Here is a 14,611-nt window from a genome sequence, read left to right as displayed (position 1 = left end):
AGGCGGGAACGACGGCGGGTCGAACGGCCGCGCGACCGCTCCCCCGCCGGGCCGGGCAACTAGCCCAGCAGGAAATCGGAGAGCGCGGTCCAGGCGCTCGCGCTCGCCGCGGTCTCCGGCACCGCGTCCTCGACGGAGGTGAGGTTCCGGCCGAGCCGCAGCACCACCTCGGCAGCCGCAGTCCGCGCTCGAGTTGCAACACGCCCCGCCGGGCAGATGGAGGGGCTGCGCCGACGCAACGGGCCCTCGGCCAACCGAGTGAAACTGATTCGTGCTGCTAAACGGCACACCGGCGGGCGGCGTGTGGCCGAGCGACAGTCCCCGGATCTACCGGGGCCGGATGCGAGGAGCTATGACGCCATCCACGCGAAGAACCCCGCGCTCGAAGACGTTCCGAACAAGTGCGATCACCGCCGCCGTGATCGCAGCAGGGCTGGTGGTGGCGGCACCGTCGTCCGCAGTCGCCATCAGCTCAGCCGGCGCCGCAGCCCCCGCCACCGCCGGCGACCGGGGGTGCAGCGGTCGGGCACCCACTCCCACGACATCACCGGTGACGGGATCCCGGACCTGATCGCCCGACAGCCCGACTTGAACAACGGGTCATTGTGGGTGTACACCGGCTCCGGCAAACTCCAGGGCACGAGCACCTTCACCGCCAAAACACTGGTACGCACCGGCATGAACGGCTTCAACTGGGTCGGGACCGCCGAAGTCACCCCCAACAACGACAGCGACGAATACGAGACGGCAGCCGAACCACCTGCCGACCTGATCGGCCGGCGGGCGTCCGACGGCGCTCTCTTCGTCTACCCGCACAGCGGGACCTTCAACGGCGGCAGCACGTTCAAGGCGGCAGTCCAGGTGGGCACCGGCTGGAACAGCATGGTGTGGATGACCCTCGCGGACGTCACCACCGACGGGTTCGACGACATCATCAGCATCGACGCCCAAGACAACTGGTGGGTCTACCCGCACAGCGGCACCTTCAACGGCACCTCCACCTTCAAGCCGCGCATCCAAGTCCGGAAAGGACGGCCGCTGTGGGAGCTGATGCCGACGTGGAGCCGGGAAAACGCGGACATGGTCGGCGCGTCCCTGGCCACCGGTGAGATGGTGGGCTGCGCGCACACCAACAAGTTCAACGGCCTCGCCACCTTCCAAACCGACTGCAAGACACTCGCCCCGGTCGGGACGTTCGCGCAACCGACGACGTCATGGCTATCGCTCATCGACGCCGACGGGAGCGGGACCGACGACGTGCTCAAACGGCTACCCGATGGACAGCTCGCGATCTACCCGTTCCTCGGCTGGAACCACGACCCCGTGCTCGGCAGCCCGGTCGTGGTCGGCCAGGGCTGGAACAGCATGGACCTGATCTCATGAGGACGGCCATGAGGGCACGGCCCCTGAAGCTGGCCGGCGTGCTGACGCTGGCCGTGGCGCTCCTGGTGTCACCCCAGACAGTGTCCGCCAGCACCACCACGGGCACCCTGGCGCAGCCGACTGCCGTCGAGTACACCGCCGACTCCCGGCTCAACGACGCCGATCTTCCGACCGACCCCGTCACCTTCGACGAATGCGAACAGAACTACACCGCGCCCGGCCCGTACTGGTTCAAGAACAGGTTCAACATCTGCCGGACCGTCATCCTCCAGATCATCTATCGCAAGCTCGAAAACGGGGTGCCCACAGAGGTCGGCCGGGGCTACTTCCGCAGCACACTCATCGGGATCGCCCAGGACAAGGAGAGCCGGATCCGGTTTGGTCTCAGAGTGAAGTACGTGACCACTGACGGCGAAGAGATTTCCGACGGCCACCTCACGTTCGGCCTCGAGTGCTTCAACAACGATCCGCAGCGGACGAGCGTCTGCGATCATCCGGCCGAGCCGGTGGATCGGACCGTCGCCGAATGGCATGCCGGCGTAGACCCCCTGTACTGGGACGCCACAACGACGACAACCACCGTGCCGGAGGAAAAGTACAAGACCGAGTCGCGCGGCTTCTTCTCTTTCGACCTCGTCGAGTCGTCCATCTTCGTCGGACCGCCCGATGTGGTCAGGCAACCGCAGGAGTTCTTCCGCTGTGACTCCGCGTCCTACGCCACGCGCGGCAGCCGCTGCGTCTTCACCTCGGTGACGCCCACGCTGGTGTTCGACCTGAACGACCCGACCTACCACGAGTCGGCCGCGTTCATCAAGGACGCTCAGGAGGATCTGACCCAGATCAACCCCCGGCTCGTCGGCAAGAAGGTTCCCGGCCGTTCTGGCGAGCAGACCCTTACCTACCTGCACCCGAGCTACGACGTGGGGAACACCAAAACCGGTTCCCGGTCCAAGGTACGGCGCGTCTGCAAGGCGGACTCCGGCGCGCGGTACACCAAGGACGCGAACGGGAACGCCCGGCAGTGCGACGAATACCCGTTCGCCAGCACCTACCAGAACTCCGCCAGAGTCGACGAAAGCACGGTTTGGAGTTTCGCCGCCAAAGCGATCGCCGCGTCGCACAACGAGGCGGGCGGCCGCCTGTTGGCCAGCTGGTACGGCAGAGAGCACATGCTCGACGGCGACGGGTTTTACGTCGTCGTGCGCTGACTCCCGATCGGCTGCCGGGCTGCGCATGGTTCCCATCCACCGCCCGGCAGCCGCACCCGGCACACAGCGGCGATTTCCTGCACATGAGGCCTCGAAGCGCCTGGTCACCTGGCTCCATCGCCATCAGCCTGGCAGGTGCAATGTGGACCGGGGACGCCTCTGCCAAGCCCGCCACGCTTCCGGGCTCACCCGGCCAGGTAACCGGCGACGCAGAAGACGAGCTCTCTGGCTCTGCTCGCCACCGCCGCCGTAGCGGCGACCGCCCGAAATCGCCGGCCGCACTGCCGGAGGCCCTCGCAGCCGTTCGATCGCTGGCCGCGCACAGTCTCAAGCCGCCTACCTCGCGACCTTGCGACGTCAGGACGGCGCGTCGCTGCTTGATCCAGGTCATCAGTGTGGCACCGCAACCGGGTCGTCCTCCGCGCCAGCACCACGCCGCTCATCGCGGGCAGGTCCAGCCCGCCGAAAGGCGCCGTCACCTTGGTCTTCGACCGGATCGAGGCCCTGGACCTGTCCATGGCGGTCGGGCCCTCGCGTGGCTCCGGTGGCCGCAGCCAACGGCGTAGCCGGCCTGATTCGAAAATTCGCCGCTGTTCGCGTGCCGGCCGTCGGCGGTGACGTCGAGCGGCGGATCCGTCGCCGCCTCGACGCGCGGATCAGCACCTTCATCGGCTGACCGCGCAGACCCGCGATGGCCGCGGCGGTCATCCGGGCGTTGCACCCACCGTCGCTCGTGCCCGCGGCGGGCACCCTGCTGACGTACTGCTGGGCCGGCCTCGACACCGCGATCGGCCAGGGCGCGATGGCGATTCATCGGGCAGTCGGTGCTGGCGGCCCTCTCAGTGGCGCCCGTAATCGTGATCGCACGGAGGACCGCCGCGGAGTAGAACTGCATCAGGCCAGCAGGGGGAGGCGACGACGGAGGACCCGAGAAGCTACGTGCTCGCCCTCGGGTCGCAGCCGACCAGGTCGACACGATCGTGCCTTGGCACGGCGTAGATGGCGATCGGTGAGCCGGCGGCGGTGTAGTGCGGGCACACGGCGGCGGTCAGCCGCACGCACCGCAGCGAGCACACGGCACCGCCGTACATCTCCACCATCGTTCTCACCTGACCGATCCGGGCCAGCACGTAGACGGTGTCCGTCCGTGGCGTTCCGCAGGCCTGGCACAGGTCCTCAGTGCGCATGCGTCCGGCCCGGCAACTATCGAACTTCCACGGATCCCAGCCTCCGCCGCGCGTGCCCGCTCCGCTGGCGGCCAGCCACGGCTGCGAGCGCGACAGCGGACGCTGCGGCAACAAAACACCGGTGGAGTCCAAGTCGGCGACACACCGCGTCCGCGGTCGAGGCCATCGCCCCTCCGCCGCGTCGTCATCAGTGGCTTCTGCGCCGGCGAAAGCACCCGATCCCACATCCTCCATCAGGGGCTCGGAACGGAGACCAGCCGAGCAACATCGACAGTTGCGCGTAGCTGTACTGATCAGTCGCCCGACGCGGTTCCCGCACCGCGGCCGATTCGGCCCGACACACCATGCTCAACAGTGCAGCGGCGCGCTGCGAGATCGCCGTATCCTCGAAGTCAGCCAAGCAGGGGGAAGACGCCGGTCATGTCGAATCCACACCACACACCACCGCCGCAACGCCCGTATCGAGGCGCCGTCAGGCCGCCGTCCGGGCCGCCGGCTGGCTGGTCTGGCCCACCGAACCCGAGCTTCGGCTATGCACCGTATCCCGGCGGCGGCCCGGTACCACCGAGGCGGCGCCGCACCGGACTGTGGGTGAACCTGGCGCTCGTCGGAGTGCTCGTCTTCGGCCTGCTGACCGGGTTCGTGACCCCAGGGTTCCTCCTGCACCACGACCGCGCTCCGTCGGCCGGCTCCTCACCACGCTCGGCGGGCAGCGCCTCGGCCGAACCGTCGCCGGCGACATCGTCGTATTCCCGCAACAGCCCGAGCCAGCTGCAGGCCGCGAGAGCGGTGACCGAGGAGTTCTTGAAACGCCTCAACGCTGACGCCATCGACGGCCCGGACGGCGCGAAAGCCATGGCATGTCCTGGCTCCGAGTCGCTACTCGGTGGCACCCTGCTGGCCGTGGAAGCACCGACCCAGCTCGCGATTCCCACGCACGGAGAGACGCGATTCCGCGATCCGGTGATCGAAGTCGACATCGCGGGCGTCACCCACCAGCGCGCCGTGACCGGCTACGTCCGCCTCCAGCCGTGGCAGGACCATCAGCCCTGCGTCCGCATCCTGCAGATCCACTGAACCGCTCGGCACGGACCCGCGCCCGCGACGGCGCCGAGCCGTTCCGACAGGCCACGAGGACATCGGCTGGCACGACAAGGGGGGCGGCGCGAGCTGGAGCCGCTCGGTCGACACGTACGACGTCGGTCGAGCGGGGCATCAGCCTGACCCGGCTCGCCAGCTCGCCTGCACCAAGGCTTGGCCGGCCTCCCCGGCCGCCTGCCCCGCCTGCTGAAGGCGGGCACGGGCCGCCGTCGTACACCGGTGGTCCGGCGAGATCGGAGAAAGCACACGGCCAGGTCGAACTGTCGCTGTGCCCGATCGACAAGCGCGGCCTTACATCGAGCCCGACACCGGCCCCCGGCTCGGTCGTGTGCTCGCCCGGGCCGCAGCGGCATGCGGTGGCCGGTTCAGTGGACATCCAGTGACGTCGCCTGCTCGCTTCGCCGCGCCAGAATGTCGTCTTCCCTAGGATCAGGCGATGAGCTTTCCACACGCTGACCCGACGCGGTACGAAGGGCTGCGCTCCCACGTCGAACGCCATCTTGGGCCGGTGACTCACGCACAGAGCCCCCAGGGCCCAGACGGGCGCAACCGGGGATTCGCCCTCGGCTTCCACACGCACCCGCAGCAGCGGATGGTCTCCGCGGTGACCACCGGGGTGCGGTTCCAACACATCGACGCCTCGTTGCCGCAAGAGTTCGTCGTATCCGCCGTGCCCGAGCACGAGGACGAAGCCGCATACCTCGCGCACGTCATCGCCACCCAAGCGATCGAACGCCAACGCGGCTACGCCTACGGCAGCGGCTACGTCAACGCCGAGCCCCTGATTCCCGGCACCGGCATCGCGTTCCTGCTCGCCGCCCCACACCCGTTCGCCGGCGACGAGTTCGACCTATACCACGACGATCGAAACGAACCCGCGCTACGCTTCATCACCCTGCTCCCCTGCACCCTCAGCGAGTTCCGGTTTGTGCGCGAACACGGCGACGACCCCACAGCGCTCTACGACGTCTGGGAGTCCCGCGAGACCGACATCCTCGACCTCTACCGGGCATCGGCCGTTTGACACCGGCCAGACACGCACGGCGTCACCTGCGGGGCGGCGCGCAGCCGGTCGTTGTCGGAGTTGCGCGAAGGGAGCCTCAGTGCGGGTCTGCCCAGAACAGTCTCGGCACCCAACAAAGCTCGCCGGCACGCTGGCGGCCGCTCCGTCGGGCTTCCCACCATCCGCCCGAGGATGCGGCGCTGGATCGACTTGTTCGGTTCGCAACGGAATCAAGGACCGCTCCTGTCCGCTTCCGATGGCAAGGTGGGCACCGCCAACCCCGACGACCAACGGAGAATCCTCGATGAGCCGACACGTCCAGGTCACGTTCGACGCCCACGACCCGCGAGCGCTTTCCGCGTTCTGGCGTGAGGTGCTGGATTACGTCCACCCGGCACCGCCCGGTGTCGAACTGCCCGAGGGCGCCGATCCGTTCGCCGCCTGGGACGAGTTCCTCGAGCGGGCCGGCGTGCCGGAAGACCAGCGCAACAGCAGCTCCGCCGTCGAAGACCCCGATGGTCGGGGTCCCCGTCTGTTCTTCCAGCAGGTGCCCGAGGAGAAGATCGCGAAAAACCGCGTCCATCTCGACGTCAGGAGTGCACCGGGCCTGCAGGGCGACGAGCGGATGGCGGCGCTCGAAGCGGAGTGCGAACGGCTGATCGCACTCGGTGCCACCCGGGTGCGCCGCTTCGAGCCCGAGCCTCCGCTCAGCGCCGGGTTCATCGTGATGGCCGATCCCGAAGGCAACGAGTTCTGCCTGGACTGACCGCAAAGCGTGTGACGGGCCGGGCCGCCGTCGCCCGCTCACTCGAGGGGCGGCGGCCGCTCCACGCCGGACGCGAGCCGGCACTCATCGCGTGGGACCGGGAACTCTGCGGTGAGTGCGAACCGGGCGCCGCGGACCAGCGCGTGGCCCCACTCCACTCGGCTGCTGCATGCGTGGCTGAGCTCGGGCCCGCCGAGGAGATACGGATCGGGCCGCGGCGAGCCTGCCGACGAGCGCAACCTCGGCCGCGTCCCGTCCGCGGTGACCCAGGACCTCGAGCCGTGAGCACCGCGACCACCATGACGAGGGACGGCCTCGGCCGGCGCCTGAACAGAAGCGACGACGTGTCTTCGGCATCGGCCACGCGCGGCTCGCTCAGCACCGCGGCCACTGGTCGCGGTGGCGGGCATCGGGTAGCCCAGCGGTGCCGGGGTCAGCGGGATACGCACTTCCCTGCCGGACGCCGGACACCTCGGCCCGGTCACCGACCACCGAGGTCACGCTCGCCGCGATCGAGCGGCGATCTCGCGCAGCCGCACACCGGACGAGCAGGCACCGGCGCGAGGTCAGGCGGACACGACGATGGGCGCGCCGGCCGCTCGGTTCTTGATCACCTGGTACGTCGTGCCCGGCCCGCCGGTGACGGTGATCTGCGCCTGGTGCAGCGACACCGCGGACGGCTGCGGGCCCGCGGACTGGTTACCGCACCCCCGGCGAGCACAGCGACAGCGACTGCAGCGGGCGGGTGCAGCATGCCGCATGGACAGGCTACTTTCAATACGGAGGCGGTCGGCGTGCAGAGCGGGGCCGGTGGAGTTGGTGACGGTGGTTCGTTCGAGCTCGAATGCACTGCCGATGTGGGCGTCGAGGAGCCGGATCGCGGCGCGCTCGCCGATGACAGCGGCAACCCGCATGAACAGGGCGGTCCCCATGCGGAGCCGTCGGATCATGCCCAGCTGAAGACGAGCCAAGTGCACGTGGTTCCTGCGGGAACTGCGGCCGGGACCGAGCCGAGTCGACGACGAAGGCGTACGCCGGGTGATCGCGTCGTTCTCGCGGTGGGGTTTCGCACCGGCCAGTATCGGACGACCGCGGCCCACTGGTCCGGCTCCAGCCGCCGATTCTGGGCCCGCCCGCACCGTCGGGCGCGAATAGGTCGGATGTGTGTACGCCTCCACTGCCGAGCGGAGCGGCCGCCTGACTCCGGTCGAGAACCGGCCTCTCCGTCGGAGAGTTGTTTGTATTTCACCACCTCAACCCTCATTGCGAGCGTCGGGCGCTCGGGTGGGTAGCCGTCGTACTGCTGGGTCGCGGCGTTGTCGGTGGTCCATCGCCGGTACCGGCTGGGCCGGTGCTGTTGATCTCCGGGGTGAACAGACCTGCACGCCGGTACCCGAGCGACCGTCGACGATCTCCGGCCTCGAGGACGGTGTTGAACCTCCAGGTATTCGCGCAGGTGGACGGACGGCAGCCCGCGGATCGACCGGGAGCCGTGCAGGGTTCAGCAGCGTCGCGAGGTTGCCGGTCATGCCCGGCACCGAGTCCTGCAGCCCGGTCAGGCTCTGACCGACGTCGTGCCGACGAGTATCCGCGGGGAGCACACGCGTCGTCGAGCATCGAGTCTCGGAAGTGGTGAATCGTGCACCTCCACAGCTCGGTCATGCGGTCGGTGCAGCGCCGATGCCGTGCCGCCGGGCGAAGAACGCCGGGAGGTTCGCGACGGCTTCCCCGATCGCTCCGTCGAAAGCCGCGGCGGTGGACTCCGGCTCGATTTCGGTTCCGTAGACCACCAGGCACGAACCGTTGCCCAGGTCGATGACGTCCACCGTGCCGAGGTGGTGCTCGACCGCCAGGTCGCCGCCCACGACGCGGTACTGGAACCGCCTCAGATACGCATCTTTCGTCACCACCGCCTCTTCCAGCTTGGAGCCGTCGCGCAACGTGACCGTGCGGCCTTCGGCGTCGCCCGTCGACTCCGCCATTGCCGGGAACCAGTCCGCGACGTTCGCCCCGTCGCTGAGCACGCGCCACACGACGTCCGCGTCGGCGTCTATCACGGTGTGCGAACGGAGAGTCGCCATGAGTCCTCGTCCCTGCTGTCGATGGCGTGGTTGTCTGTCCGGCCGAGCACCACGCGCAGCACGTCGCAGGCGTGCAGGAGGTGGTTGCGCGACAGGTTCGCCCGCGCGGTCAGCCGCAGGCGGCTGGTGCCTTCCGGCACCGACGGCGGCCGGAAGCAACCGACCCGCAGCCCGAGCACCGCACACCGCCGGGCCGCTGCGACGGCTTCCCCCGGATCGCCGATGAGCACCGGCACGATGGCCGAGTGCGGGGCCCGCACGCCCGCCGCGGCGGCGAGCGCGCCGGCGACCCGGATCGCCGCACGCCCGAGCGCCGGCTCCTGCTCCAGGACCCGCAGCGCGGCCAGCGCGGCTCCGGCGGCCGCCGGAGCCAGGCCGGTGTCGAAGATCATCGTCCGGGCCGAGCCGATCAGGTGGCCGATCACCCGGCGCGGGCCGAGCACGGCGCCGCCCTGGCTGCCCAGCGCCTTGGAGAGCGTGACGGTGACGATCACGTCGTCCTGCCCGGCGAGGCCCGCTTCGGCCAGTGCCCCTCGCCCACCCGGGCCGACGATCCCGAACCCGTGCGCCTCGTCGACGACCAAGACGGCACCTTGACGCCGGCATATCTCGTGGAGGCGTGCCAGCGGTGCGCCGTCCCCATCGATCGAATCGACGCTCTCGGTGACGACGACGGCTCGTCGCTCGGTGCGCTGTGCCAGCGCCGTCTCGAAGGCCGCGAGGTCGTTGTGCGGCACGACCTGCACCCGGCCGCGAGCCAGGCGGCACGCGTCGATCAGCGACGCGTGGTTGGCCGAGTCGGAGACCACCAGCGAGCCTGCCGGGCACAACGCCGTGACGACCGCGAGGTTCGCCGCGTACCCGGACGAGAACACCAGGGCCGACTCCGTGCCGGCGAACGACGCCAGCGCCGCCTCCAGCTCGGCGTGCAGCTCGGTGGTGCCGGTGACCAGGCGCGACCCCGTCGCGCCCGCTCCCCAGGTCCGCAGTGCCTCGACACCGGCCGACACGACCCGCGGATCCGTGGCCAGGCCCAGGTAGTCGTTGCTCGCCAGGTCCAGCAACTCGCCGTGCGCCGATCGCGGTGTCAGGACACGACGCAGGCCGGCCGCTTCGCGCTCCTGCGCCACGGCGTCGAGCCAGTCGAGGGCGTGGGTGACCACGACGTCCTCCGTTCAGGGGGTCAGAGCGTTTCGTTGAGGGCCTTGAGCGGCATCTTGAGCTCTCCGAGCAGATCGATGTCGGTCTCGGCCGGGCGCCCCAGGGTCGTGAGGTAGTTGCCGACGATCACGGCGTTGATCCCGCCCAGCAGGCCCCGGCGGGCGCCGAGGTCGCCGAGCGTGAGCTCGCGGCCGCCGGCGAACCGCAGCACCGTGCGGGGCATGGCCAGCCGGTAGGCGGCGACGGTCCGCAGCGCGTCGGCGCCCGGCATCAGCTCCAGGTGGCCGAACGGGGTGCCCGGACGCGGGTTGAGGAAGTTCAGCGGCACCTCGTGCGGGTCGAGCAGGGCGAGCTGCGCCGCGAATTCGGCGCGCTGTTCCAGCGTCTCCCCCATCCCGACGATTCCGCCGCAGCACACCTCCATGCCCGCTTCGCGGACGTAGCCGAGGGTGTCCCAGCGTTCCTCCCAGGTGTGCGTGGTGACCACGTGGGGGAAGTACGACCGGGCGGTCTCGAGGTTGTGGTTGTACCGGTGCACGCCCATTTCGGCGAGCCGCACCGCCTGCTCCCCGGTCAGCATCCCCAGGGAGCAGGCGACGTTGATGTCCACCTCGTCCTTGATCGCCCTGATCCCCGCCGCGACCTGGGCCATGAGCCGCTCGTTGGGCCCGCGCACCGCCGCGACGATGCAGAACTCGGTCGCCCCGGTCTTCGCCGTCTGCTTGGCCGCCTCCACCAGCATCGGGATGTCCAGCCAAGCAGAGCGCACCGGCGACTCGAACAACCCGGACTGCGAACAGAAGTGACAGTCCTCGGGACAGCCGCCGGTCTTCAGCGAGATGATGCCCTCGACCTCGACTTCCGGTCCGCACCAGCGCATCCGGACTTCGTGGGCGAGTTCGAGCAGGGCGTCCAGCTCGGAATCGGGCAGGCGGAGCACGTCCAGGACCTGCTGCTCGCCGAGGCCCTCGCCGCTCTCGAGCACCTGGGCCCGCGCCGCGGCGAGCACATCTTCGCGCATAGCCGTCATCGTTTCTCCATGGGGGCGCCGGCTCAGTCGTCGGCGAAGAGCTTGCCGGCGCGAGCCCAGTTCTCGGTGTCGACGTCGGCGAAGACGATCCCGACCGATTCGGGCGCGCACTTGCCGATCCGGCAGATCTCGCGGGTCAGGACTTCGGCGAGTTCCCGCTTCTGCTGGGTGGTGCGGCCGGGGAACCAGTCGATGCGGATGTGGGGCACGGGAATTCCCTTCTAGGACAGGAGTTCGGCGACGCGGTGGCCGCGGTTGCGGTAGTCGCGCCGGGCCGCGAGTGCTTCGTCGAGGCCGACCGCGACGAACCTGGTGCGCGTGTTCGGCGCGGACTGGGCGACGACGTCCAGGTCGCCGCTGATCACCGTGGCGATCATCAGGTAACCGCCGCCGGACACCGCGTCGCGGTGCAGGATGATCGGCTCGACCCCGCCGGGGACCTGGATGGAGCCGATCGGGTACGGCGCGTCGACGATGTTCGACGGGTCCTGCCCGGCGCCGAAGGGCGGCTCGCGGTCGACGGTCGCGAGTTCCGCGCCCTTGTAGCGGAAGCCGACGCGGTCCGCGACCGGCGTCAGCGTCCAGGTGGTGGCCAGGAAATCCGCTCGGCCGCCGGACGTCAGGACGTGGTCGTACAGGCCCATGACCACGCGGACCTCGACCTCTTTGGACAGCGTCGGCCGCAGATCCTCCGGGAGCGAACGGCCCGCGGAGCCGTGGCCGGGACCGACCTGGAGCACGTCGCCCGCCGCGAGCGGACGGCCGCCGACGCCACCGAGCCCGCCCAGGGCGTAGGTCGCGCGGCTGCCCAGCACGACCGGAACGTCGAAGCCGCCGCCGACCGCGATGTAGGCCCGAGCCCCGTTCTTGCAGAAGCCGAACGTCAGCACGTCACCCGCCTCGACCTCGAACGACTCCCACAGCGGCCGCGGGTCGCCGTTGACCTTCGGCTGCATGTCGGCGCCCGCGACGGCGATCACGGCGTCCTCGGTGAACACGAGATCCGGACCCAGGTAGACGCATTCCAGCACGCCCGCGCCCGCGTCGTTGCCCACCAGGCGATTGGCGACCCGGAAGGAGAACTGGTCGAGCGCACCCGACGGCGGGATGCCGACGTCGTAGTAGCCGCTTCGGCCGGCGTCCTGGACCGTGGTCGCGAGACCCGGCTTGCGCACCTCAATCGGCACGGAGCACCTCCAGCAGACGAGCGTTGAACGCGTCGGAGTCGTCGAGGTAGGACTTCAGCCCGAAGTCGACTTCCCTGGTCCGGATGCGGAACGTGCCTGCCTCGACTTCCTTGACGTGGTCGTCGTACTGCTCCCGGGTGATCGGGGCGAACTTGACGATGTCGCCCGGGCGGCAGAAGACCATGAAGTCGCCGAAGTCCGGCAGTTCCTGCGAGGGGTCGTAGATCGGCGCGGGGGTGACGCCGAACATCTGGTAACCGCCGGCGCCGCGCACGGAGTAGATGCACCCGAAGCACCCGCCGTGCCCGACTGTCTGTTTCGGGGTGTCGGTGCGGGGGCGCAGGTACTTGGGCACGACCAGCTGCCGTTCCCGGGGCACCATCTGGAACATGAACGGCAGCCCGGCCACGAAGCCCACCATCGAGGTGAACCAGGGTGACGACGAGTGCGTCTCGATGAACTCGTCCACGCCGGACAGGCCGTTGATGCGGGCCGCGTACTCGATGTCGGTCGCGTCCGGGTCCTGGTGGCGGTCGCGGAAGCGCATCAGCGTCTCGGTGGTCCACGGGTCCTGGTAAAGGACCGGGATCTCCACGACGCGGGTGGACAGCTGGAAGTCCGAGGCGTCGCCGACCCGCTTCTCGATGTCCTGCAGCTGAGCGAGCAGCGTCCGCGGCTCGAGCACGTCCGGGTCGTAGCGAACCTGGTACGACGCGTTCGCGGGGCAGATCTCCAGTATTCCGTCCGGCCGCTCCTGCTTGAGCAGTGTCGTGATGGCCATCGCGCGGAAGTTCGCCTGCAGGCTCATCGATTCGGCGAGCTCGACGAAGATGTGCTCGTCACCGCCCCAGCTGTAACGGGCGGCGGTGTCCTGTCCGGTCATGCCTTCCCTCCCGCCGCTCGCCCGGCCAGCCACACCTCGAGGGTCCCGGTGTCGAACCGGCCTTCGGCGAACCACGGCTGGTCGAGCAGCTCGAGGAGCAACCGCGTGGTGGTGGGCACGCCGTCGATGACGAGCTCGCCCAGCGCCCGCCGGGACCGGGCCAGCGCCGTGGCCCGGTCGTCGCCCCACACCACGACCTTCGCGACGAGCGAGTCGTAGTACGGCGGGACCTGGCTGCCGGGCGTGAGCCACGTGTCCGTGCGCACCCAGGGACCACCGGGCAGCTCGACGTGCCCGATCTTGCCGGGGCCCGGCAGGAAGTTCCGGTCCGGGTCCTCGGCGCACACGCGGAACTCGATGGCGTGGCCGCGCGGCTGGACGTCCTCCTGCCGCAAGCCCAGCGGCTCGCCCGCCGCGATCCGCAGCTGCCAGGCGACGAGGTCGATCCCGCTGATCCACTCGGAGACGGGGTGCTCGACCTGGATGCGGGTGTTCATCTCGATGAAGAAGAACTCTCCGGTCTCGTCGTCCACCAGGAACTCGCACGTGCCGGCGCTGCGGTAGCCGACCTGCTTGCACAACCGGACGGCCGCGCTGGTCATCTCCGCGCGGATGCGCTCGTCGATCCCCGGCGAAGGCGCCTCCTCGACGACCTTCTGCCGGCGTCGCTGCAGCGAGCACTCGCGCTCGAAGACGTGGATGGCGTCCGCTCCGTCCCCGAGCACCTGCACCTCGACGTGCCGGGCGTGGCGGACGAACCGCTCCAGGTACATCCGGCCGTCACCGAAGGCTTTGGCCGCTTCCCCGGAAGCCTGCGGGAAGGCCTTGCGCAGCTCGGGTTCGTCGCCGACGACCCGGATACCCCGGCCCCCGCCGCCCGCGGCGGCCTTGAGCATGACGGGATACCCGATCTCGCGGGCGGCGGCGACCGCCGCGGCCACGTCGTCGACGCCATCGGTCGTGCCGGGGACGGTGGGCACGCCCGCGGCCATCGCGACCTGGCGCGCCCGGACCTTGTCGCCCATCTGCTCGATGACCCCGGCGTCCGGCCCGACGAACGTCAGCCCGGCGCCGGCGACCGCGGCGGCGAACGCGGCCCGCTCGGACAGGAAGCCGTAGCCCGGGTGGACGGCGTCCGCACCGGACTGCTTCGCCGCGTCGACGATCAGCTCCGGCACGAGGTAGCTCTTCGTCGCCGGCGCGGGCCCGATGTGCACCACGGCGTCGGCGAGGACGGCGTGCCGGGCCGTGGTGTCCGCATCGCTCGCCACGGCGACCGTCTCGATGCCGAGGTCCTTCGCCGCGCGGATGATCCGGACCGCGATCTCGCCCCGGTTGGCGATCAGCAGCCGCTTCATGACCCGACCTCGAGGATGACCACGGCCTGCCCGGCGTCGACGAGGTCGTCCGCTTCGACGGCGTACTCGACGACCGTGCCCGCCACGTCGGCTTCGACCGGATGGAAGGATTTCATGACTTCCACCAGGCCGACGGTGTCGCCGGCCGCGACCTGCTGGCCGGCGGTCACGTACTCCGGGCTGTCGGGTTCGGGCCTGCGGTAGAAGACTCCCGGGATGGGCGACACCACCTCGTGACGGGTCATCACGGCACCTCGCTGTCT

16 protein-coding genes are annotated in these 14,611 nt (G+C 69.8%); 6 read left to right on the top strand and 10 right to left on the bottom strand.

Annotated features, from left to right (window positions below; translation table 11 throughout):
- Window positions 1-216 precede the first annotated feature (216 nt).
- From BT341_RS45345 to BT341_RS47310, 3 genes are all read left to right on the top strand, one after another.
- Window positions 217-1,383 (top strand): hypothetical protein, encoded by a 1,167-nt coding sequence (locus BT341_RS45345; RefSeq protein WP_218177740.1) that lies wholly within the window; start codon window positions 217-219, stop codon window positions 1,381-1,383.
- A 38-nt stretch (window positions 1,384-1,421) separates the two neighbouring features.
- Window positions 1,422-2,591 carry a NucA/NucB deoxyribonuclease domain-containing protein gene (locus BT341_RS17740; RefSeq protein ID WP_177328833.1) on the top strand — a complete coding sequence of 390 codons (1,170 nt, stop codon included), beginning with the start codon at window positions 1,422-1,424 and terminating at the stop codon, window positions 2,589-2,591.
- A 544-nt stretch (window positions 2,592-3,135) separates the two neighbouring features.
- On the top strand, window positions 3,136-3,267 hold the full coding sequence (locus BT341_RS47310; protein WP_281255987.1) for a hypothetical protein: 132 nt from the start codon (window positions 3,136-3,138) through the stop codon (window positions 3,265-3,267).
- Window positions 3,268-3,526: 259 nt separating this feature from the next.
- Here the strand turns inward: BT341_RS47310 and BT341_RS17730 are convergent, their stop codons facing one another.
- Window positions 3,527-3,778, bottom strand: a complete 252-nt coding sequence (locus tag BT341_RS17730; protein ID WP_072477360.1) for a hypothetical protein — start codon at window positions 3,776-3,778, stop codon at window positions 3,527-3,529.
- Between the two features lie 591 nt (window positions 3,779-4,369).
- Between BT341_RS17730 and BT341_RS17725 the strand changes: the two genes are divergently transcribed.
- From BT341_RS17725 to BT341_RS17715, 3 genes are all read left to right on the top strand, one after another.
- The gene (locus tag BT341_RS17725; RefSeq protein WP_072477359.1) at window positions 4,370-4,855 is read left to right on the top strand and encodes a hypothetical protein; all 486 of its coding nucleotides are present in this window, start codon (window positions 4,370-4,372) and stop codon (window positions 4,853-4,855) included.
- Between the two features lie 460 nt (window positions 4,856-5,315).
- Window positions 5,316-5,903, top strand: a complete 588-nt coding sequence (locus BT341_RS17720; RefSeq protein ID WP_072477358.1) for a suppressor of fused domain protein — start codon at window positions 5,316-5,318, stop codon at window positions 5,901-5,903.
- Window positions 5,904-6,186: 283 nt separating this feature from the next.
- The gene (locus tag BT341_RS17715) at window positions 6,187-6,648 is read left to right on the top strand and encodes a VOC family protein (protein ID WP_072477357.1); all 462 of its coding nucleotides are present in this window, start codon (window positions 6,187-6,189) and stop codon (window positions 6,646-6,648) included.
- Between the two features lie 566 nt (window positions 6,649-7,214).
- Here BT341_RS17715 and BT341_RS17710 read toward each other — a convergent pair.
- The 9 genes from BT341_RS17710 to BT341_RS17670 all read right to left on the bottom strand — a co-directional run bounded on the left by BT341_RS17710 (window position 7,215) and on the right by BT341_RS17670 (window position 14,593).
- Window positions 7,215-7,580, bottom strand: coding sequence for a hypothetical protein (locus BT341_RS17710; protein ID WP_143168582.1), 366 nt, complete (start codon window positions 7,578-7,580; stop codon window positions 7,215-7,217).
- A gap of 726 nt (window positions 7,581-8,306) precedes the next feature.
- A complete protein-coding gene (locus BT341_RS17705) occupies window positions 8,307-8,729 on the bottom strand; it encodes an SRPBCC family protein (RefSeq protein ID WP_072477355.1) in 423 nt (140 codons plus the stop codon).
- A complete protein-coding gene (locus BT341_RS17700) occupies window positions 8,702-9,892 on the bottom strand; it encodes an 8-amino-7-oxononanoate synthase (RefSeq protein WP_084742899.1) in 1,191 nt (396 codons plus the stop codon). The genes BT341_RS17705 and BT341_RS17700 overlap by 28 nt, the downstream gene beginning before the upstream one ends.
- A gap of 20 nt (window positions 9,893-9,912) precedes the next feature.
- Window positions 9,913-10,920: a biotin synthase BioB gene (gene bioB / locus BT341_RS17695; RefSeq protein WP_072477354.1), complete on the bottom strand. Its 1,008-nt coding sequence runs from the start codon at window positions 10,918-10,920 to the stop codon at window positions 9,913-9,915.
- Between the two features lie 23 nt (window positions 10,921-10,943).
- Window positions 10,944-11,129: a tautomerase family protein gene (locus tag BT341_RS17690; RefSeq protein ID WP_072477353.1), complete on the bottom strand. Its 186-nt coding sequence runs from the start codon at window positions 11,127-11,129 to the stop codon at window positions 10,944-10,946.
- Between the two features lie 12 nt (window positions 11,130-11,141).
- Window positions 11,142-12,107, bottom strand: coding sequence for a 5-oxoprolinase subunit C family protein (locus tag BT341_RS17685; RefSeq protein ID WP_072477352.1), 966 nt, complete (start codon window positions 12,105-12,107; stop codon window positions 11,142-11,144).
- On the bottom strand, window positions 12,097-12,990 hold the full coding sequence (locus BT341_RS17680; protein WP_072477351.1) for a 5-oxoprolinase subunit B family protein: 894 nt from the start codon (window positions 12,988-12,990) through the stop codon (window positions 12,097-12,099). The genes BT341_RS17685 and BT341_RS17680 overlap by 11 nt, the downstream gene beginning before the upstream one ends.
- Window positions 12,987-14,348 (bottom strand): acetyl-CoA carboxylase biotin carboxylase subunit, encoded by a 1,362-nt coding sequence (locus BT341_RS17675; protein ID WP_072477350.1) that lies wholly within the window; start codon window positions 14,346-14,348, stop codon window positions 12,987-12,989. The genes BT341_RS17680 and BT341_RS17675 overlap by 4 nt, the downstream gene beginning before the upstream one ends.
- The gene (locus tag BT341_RS17670) at window positions 14,345-14,593 is read right to left on the bottom strand and encodes an acetyl-CoA carboxylase (RefSeq protein ID WP_072477349.1); all 249 of its coding nucleotides are present in this window, start codon (window positions 14,591-14,593) and stop codon (window positions 14,345-14,347) included. The genes BT341_RS17675 and BT341_RS17670 overlap by 4 nt, the downstream gene beginning before the upstream one ends.
- Window positions 14,594-14,611: the final 18 nt, after the last annotated feature.

Origin of the sequence: Amycolatopsis australiensis (genome assembly GCF_900119165.1) — a bacterium.
Taxonomy (GTDB): domain Bacteria; phylum Actinomycetota; class Actinomycetes; order Mycobacteriales; family Pseudonocardiaceae; genus Amycolatopsis; species Amycolatopsis australiensis.
This window is presented reverse-complemented; position numbering and strand designations above follow the sequence as displayed.

What these genes read in the sequence shown, in the direction of transcription:
- BT341_RS17710 (WP_143168582.1), bottom strand. Translation starts at nt 7,580, where the DNA reads ATGGGGACCGCCCTGTTCATGCGGGTTGCCGCTGTCATCGGCGAGCGC.
- BT341_RS17675 (WP_072477350.1), bottom strand. Translation starts at nt 14,348, where the DNA reads ATGAAGCGGCTGCTGATCGCCAACCGGGGCGAGATCGCGGTCCGGATC.
- BT341_RS17705 (WP_072477355.1), bottom strand. Translation starts at nt 8,729, where the DNA reads ATGGCGACTCTCCGTTCGCACACCGTGATAGACGCCGACGCGGACGTC.
- BT341_RS45345 (WP_218177740.1), top strand. Translation starts at nt 217, where the DNA reads ATGGAGGGGCTGCGCCGACGCAACGGGCCCTCGGCCAACCGAGTGAAA.
- BT341_RS17715 (WP_072477357.1), top strand. Translation starts at nt 6,187, where the DNA reads ATGAGCCGACACGTCCAGGTCACGTTCGACGCCCACGACCCGCGAGCG.
- BT341_RS17680 (WP_072477351.1), bottom strand. Translation starts at nt 12,990, where the DNA reads ATGACCGGACAGGACACCGCCGCCCGTTACAGCTGGGGCGGTGACGAG.
- BT341_RS17670 (WP_072477349.1), bottom strand. Translation starts at nt 14,593, where the DNA reads ATGACCCGTCACGAGGTGGTGTCGCCCATCCCGGGAGTCTTCTACCGC.
- BT341_RS17730 (WP_072477360.1), bottom strand. Translation starts at nt 3,778, where the DNA reads ATGCGCACTGAGGACCTGTGCCAGGCCTGCGGAACGCCACGGACGGAC.
- BT341_RS17720 (WP_072477358.1), top strand. Translation starts at nt 5,316, where the DNA reads ATGAGCTTTCCACACGCTGACCCGACGCGGTACGAAGGGCTGCGCTCC.
- bioB (WP_072477354.1), bottom strand. Translation starts at nt 10,920, where the DNA reads ATGACGGCTATGCGCGAAGATGTGCTCGCCGCGGCGCGGGCCCAGGTG.